Raw genomic sequence first — 4,490 nt, 5'->3', positions numbered from 1 at the left:
CCGCCCGCCCGCCTGCACATGTGCCTGCCTGCCCGCCGGTCTGCCCACGTGCCCGTCCGCCCGCCTGCTCGTGTGCCTGCCTGCCCGCCCGAGGGCCCGCCGTCTGCCGATGTGCTCGTCCGCCCGCCCGGCGACTTGCCCGTCCGCCCGTCCGCCCATGAGCGCGTCCGCCCGCCCGGCGACCTGCCCGGATCCCGTTCCGGTCAGGCGTCCCCCGCCCGTCCGCCCGCCAGGTGCTCCCGCAGCCGGTCGAGGAAGACCCGCTGTCCGGTGACCAGCCGTTCCGCCGCCTCCCGGGGCGTGCACCAGGCGAACCGGTCGACCTCCGGGAACTCCCGCCACACCCCCGACCCCTTCGGCCACTCCATGCCGAACGTGCCCGGAACGGCAGTCGCGGCATCGAGATCCGCCTCCAGCGCCCACACCGTCACGGTCTTGCCGCCCGACTGACGTGCCTCGCCCAGCGCGACCCACGCACCGTCCGGCGCCGGACGCCCGAACTCCTCCCCGAACTCACGCCGGGCGGCGGCCGCCGGCGCCTCCTCGGGGCCGTACTCCCCCTTGGGGATCGACCAGGCCGCACTCTCGCGACCCGCCCAGAACGGGCCGCCCATGTGCCCGATGAGCACCTCGAATTCCGCCTCGCCGGACCGTCGGAACAGGAGAAGACCCGCACTGCGCCTGGTGCGCTTCTGGGATGGCATGCCGTCAAGTCTGCGTCCCGGCCCGGGCACACCACCGCCGACGACACCCCTTTCACGCTGATCATTGCCGTCATCGAGCCGACGCGTCCTGTTCGCCGCGAGGTTCCCGACGCCCCCTGGTGCGCCCCCGCGCGCGCGGCCATGCTGTCCGCCGACAGCGCCTGCGCCCGGGCACCGGGCCACGCAACCATCGGGAACCCAGGAGGACTTGTGGGCCTTGGCACAGTCGGCGGCACGGCCGGACCGCGCGTGAGGACGGAACGGGGACACGGGACGGTCGCACGCCCGCTCGTACTGCTCGCGACGGTGACCGCTCTGACCGTCGGCGCGATCTCTCCCGCACTCGCCGATTCGACCCCCGATCCCCGACCCCGCACCTCTGCCGAGATCCTCAGACCGGTCGCGCCACCACCCGCGAGCAACCCGGCGGGGCGGACCGGAGCGGTCGCGGACGGCGACGGCATCGAGACGACACGGACCTCCCGCCCGGTCGCCCCCGGGGTCCGCCTCAGCTCGTACGACCGGCTGGAGTCCGACAAGTGGCTGCGGGTCGACAACCTCTCGGTCGACCTGGCCGGCAGCGGCATACGCGCCGACTACCTCTCCTCCGGCAAGGTCTCCGAACGGCACACCGTCTCCGAACTCGCCGCCGGACACGACGCGGGCCGCGGACGGCGCACCGTCGCCGCGATCAACGCCGACTTCTTCGACATCAACCAGACCGGCGCTCCCGAGGGGATCGGCATCAAGGACGGGGCCACCGTCCAGTCGCCGGCACCCGGCATCAACCGTGCCGTCGGCATCGGCCCCGACAGCGCGGGCCGCATCCTGAACCTGTACTTCGAGGGCACGCTCACACTGCCCGCCGGGCAGCGGCCGCTCGCCGCGTACAACGCCGCCAACGTGCCGGCCGGCGGAATCGGCGCGTACTCCTCCGCCTGGGGCACCGCCGACCGCGCCCTGACCGTGGACAGCGCCACCCCGGTCGCCGAAGTGCTCGTACGCGACGGCAAGGTCGTATCCGTCTCGCCCGCGCCCGGTTCGGGGGCCGTCCCCGAAGGCGCCACCGTCCTGGTCGGCCGTGAGGCCGGCGCCGTCGCACTCGGCGCGCTGAAGCCCGGCGACCCGGTGTCCCTGACCTACCGGGCACGCACCGACAGCGGGGCCGTGCCGCGCACCGCCGTCGGCGGTCGGGAACTCCTCGTCGTCGACGGAGTCGCGCAGAACCACGACGGCGAGGGCAACAACACCGCCGCACCCCGCACCGCCGTCGGTTTCTCCAAGGACGGCCGGACGATGCAGATACTCACCGTCGACGGACGGCAGGCCGACAGCGGCGGCGTCACCCTCACCGAACTCGCCCTGATGATGCGGCGCGCCGGCTCGTACAGCGCACTCAACCTGGACGGCGGCGGATCGTCGACCCTCGTCGCCCGCCGGCCCGGCAGCGACGCGCTCCGGGTGGAGAACAGCCCGTCCGACGGCAGTGAACGCACCGTTCCCAACGGCCTGGCCCTCACCGCCCCCGACGGCAGCGGACGGCTGAAGGGCTACTGGGTGCAGCCCCGCACGCCCGCCGACGCCGCACCCGGTGTCGACCCGGTCAAGGGCGGTCACCCCGACCGGGTCTTCCCTGGTCTCACCCGACGCCTCACCGCGACCGGATACGACGAGACGTACGGCCCCGCACAGGGCACCCCGCGCTGGCGCACCGCACACGGTTCGGTCGGCGAGGTCGACAGCAGCGGGCTCTTCACCGCGCGCCGCAGCGGCACCACCGACGTACGCGCCGAACACGGGCCGGCGCGCGGAAGCACGTCACTGACCGTCCTCGACGAGCTGGCCCGGATCGAGCCCACCACCCAGCGGGTGGGTCTCGCCGACGCCGGGGCGGCCGGCACCTTCGGCATCGTCGGGCTCGACGCCCACGGCACCAGCGCCCCCGTCGAACCGCGCGACATCGAACTCGACTACGACCACACCCTCTTCGACATCCGCGACGACGGGCAGGGCTCGTTCACCGTCTCCTCACGCACCGGCTCCGGCGCCGGACGGATCAAGGCGACCGTCGCGGGCACCACCACCGTCCTCGCCGTCAGCGTCGGCCTCACCGAGCAGGCCGTCTCCACCTTCGACGACGCCGGGTCCTGGAAATTCAGCCAGGCCCGCGCGGACGGATCGCTGACGGCCACCCCCGACGGCCACACCGGCACCGGACTGAGGCTCGACTACGACTTCACCCGCTCCACCGCCACCCGCGCCGCCTACGCCGCCCCGCCCCAGCCGGTCACCGTGCCCGGCCAGCCCCAGTCGTTCAAGCTGTGGATCAAGGGCGACGGCCGGGGTGCCTGGCCCACCCTGCACCTCAAGGACGCCGCCGGCTCCGACCAGCTGCTGCGCGGACCGTACGTCACCTGGAACGGCTGGCGGCAGGTCACCTTCGCCGTACCGGCGGGAGCCGCCATGCCGCTCGCGGTGTCCCGCTTCTACCTCGCGGAGACCGCGGCGGACAAGCAGTACACGGGCGGGATCGTGATCGACGACCTCACCGCCCAGGTCCCGCCCACCGTCGAGCTGCCCGAACGGGCCGCCCCCGCCGACCCGCTGATCGACCCGGCGGCCGTGACCGGGCGCAGGGACTGGCGGTTCGCGGTGATGTCCGACGCACAGTTCGTCGCCCGCGACCCGGACAGCCCGATCGTCGCCCAGGCCCGGCGCACCCTGCGCGAGATCAAGGCGGCGGAGCCGGACTTCCTGGTCGTCAACGGCGACCTCGTCGACGAGGGATCGCCCGCGGACCTGGCCTTCGCACGCCGCGTCCTCACAGAGGAGCTCGGCGACTCGCTGCCCTGGTACTACGTACCGGGCAACCACGAGGTGATGGGGGGCCGGATCGACAACTTCATCACCGAATTCGGGCCCGCCCGGCGGACGTTCGACCACAAGGGCACCCGTGTCATCACCCTCGACACCTCCAGCCTCAGCCTGCGCGGCGGCGGCTTCGCCCAGATCAAGCAGTTCCGCGACCAGCTGGACGCGGCGGCGAAGGACCGGACCGTCGATTCGCTGATGCTCATCGAGCACGTGCCGCCGCGCGATCCGACCGTGCAGCAGGGCAGCCGGCTGGGGGACCGCAAGGAGGCGGCCCTGGTCGAACAGTGGCTCGCCGACTTCCGCCGTACGACGGGCAAGGGCGCGGCCTTCATCGGCAGTCACGTCGGGGTCTTCCATGCCTCGCACGTCGACGGAGTGCCGTATCTGATCAACGGCAACTCCGGCAAGGCACCGGCCGGCCCCGCGGACGAAGGCGGCTTCACCGGCTGGTCGCTGATCGGCGCCGACCGGATCGGCCACGGAGCGCAGGCCGCGGCACGGCAACGGCCGTGGCAGGGCGGACCCGACTGGATCTCCGCGCAGACCCGCGCACACGTGGACGCGCTGAGGATTGACGCACCCGCCGTGCTCGGCACCGGAAGCCGCACGAAGGTCACCGCGACCGTCACCCAGGGGGCCCGCAGCGTCCCCGTCGCCTTCCCGCTGGCCGCGGACTGGACCGGCTCGCCGAACGTGCACATCGGTGACCGGGACGGCGTCCGTCACCGTCACGCGGCGGTACTCGACCCGTCCACCGGCACCCTGACCGCACTCCGGCCGGGGACGATCACCCTCGCCGTGACGGTCAACGGCACGACACAGCGGGTACGGATCACGGTCGGCGCGGCCGGGGCCGTGCCGGCGGCCTGAGGACCGGGAGCCGGACCGGGGCCGCCCGCACCCCGACAAGGG

General features: G+C 73.5%; 2 protein-coding genes. One reads left to right on the top strand and one right to left on the bottom strand.

Annotated features, from left to right (window positions below; translation table 11 throughout):
- Positions 1–203: 203 nt before the first annotated feature.
- Complete coding sequence (locus AADR41_RS41370; protein ID WP_342287563.1) at positions 204–704, bottom strand: NUDIX domain-containing protein; 501 nt, start codon at positions 702–704, stop codon at positions 204–206.
- 249 nt (positions 705–953) lie between these two features.
- Here AADR41_RS41370 and AADR41_RS41365 point away from each other — a divergent pair, with 249 nt between their 5' ends.
- Positions 954–4,448: a phosphodiester glycosidase family protein gene (locus tag AADR41_RS41365; protein ID WP_342287561.1), complete on the top strand. Its 3,495-nt coding sequence runs from the start codon at positions 954–956 to the stop codon at positions 4,446–4,448.
- The last annotated feature ends 42 nt before the right edge of the window (positions 4,449–4,490 follow it).

This window comes from Streptomyces sp. CLV115 (assembly GCF_038448545.1).
GTDB lineage: Bacteria > Actinomycetota > Actinomycetes > Streptomycetales > Streptomycetaceae > Streptomyces > Streptomyces sanglieri.
This window is presented reverse-complemented; position numbering and strand designations above follow the sequence as displayed.

Coding starts and splice junctions, on each gene's coding strand:
- AADR41_RS41370 (WP_342287563.1), bottom strand. CDS start 704: ATGCCATCCCAGAAGCGCACCAGGCGCAGTGCGGGTCTTCTCCTGTTC.